Annotated in this window: 1 protein-coding gene and 1 pseudogene; both read left to right on the top strand. The window is 45.3% G+C overall.

The features are described 5' to 3' along the window. Window positions 1-157: pseudogene (locus L1D47_RS20975) on the top strand (IS5/IS1182 family transposase); the annotation flags it as partial. Between the two features lie 321 nt (window positions 158-478). Continuing rightward, a partial coding sequence (locus tag L1D47_RS20980; RefSeq protein ID WP_239882609.1) for a transposase occupies window positions 479-653 on the top strand: 175 nt, incomplete at its 3' end.

Consider the following 653-nt stretch of genomic DNA (forward strand, 5'->3'; position numbering starts at 1 on the left):
AGAACACCCGTTTCGGATCATCAAATGTCAGTTCGGCTTTATCAAAGCACGCTATAAAGGGCTGACGAAAAATGACTCACAGTTAGCCATGCTATTCACCTTGGCGAACCTGTTTAAAGTAGACCAGATGTTACGACGACAGCCAAGATCTGTCTGAAATCCGGGAACAGCCTGGAATTAGGTCGAAATTCGGCGTAAAACGGCAGTATATTGGCCAAAATTGAACAGTTAGCGTTCAAAAATCAGGCGATACCTAAATTGCAGGACTTGTTCGCAGTTTCCCTAAAGCTTGGCTGATGTTCGTTCCTCACAAAGTATAGCCAAGCTGTAGCCGCCCCTTAACGTGGGCGTTAAATGCACTTTCTAGCATCTGTGTCATTGTGCGTAATATCAATCTCTTATATTGTAGTGGCATAGTGAATTTGGCCACCTGAATAGACGAAGTGATAGACTCACTTCCAGAGAAAAGGTGGTAGAAATGAAGAACACAAGACCGACATTCAGTGCAGAGTTCAAATTAGAAGCTGCGCAGCTGGTAACGAAACAGGGATACAGCATAACTGAGGCTGCAAGCGCGATGGGCGTCAGTAATTCAGCCATGCGTAAATGGGTAAACCAGCTTAGACAGGAGAAGCAAGGCGTATCCCCCAAAG

This window comes from Shewanella sp. Isolate7 (genome assembly GCF_022398425.1).
In the GTDB taxonomy this organism is placed as follows: domain Bacteria; phylum Pseudomonadota; class Gammaproteobacteria; order Enterobacterales; family Shewanellaceae; genus Shewanella.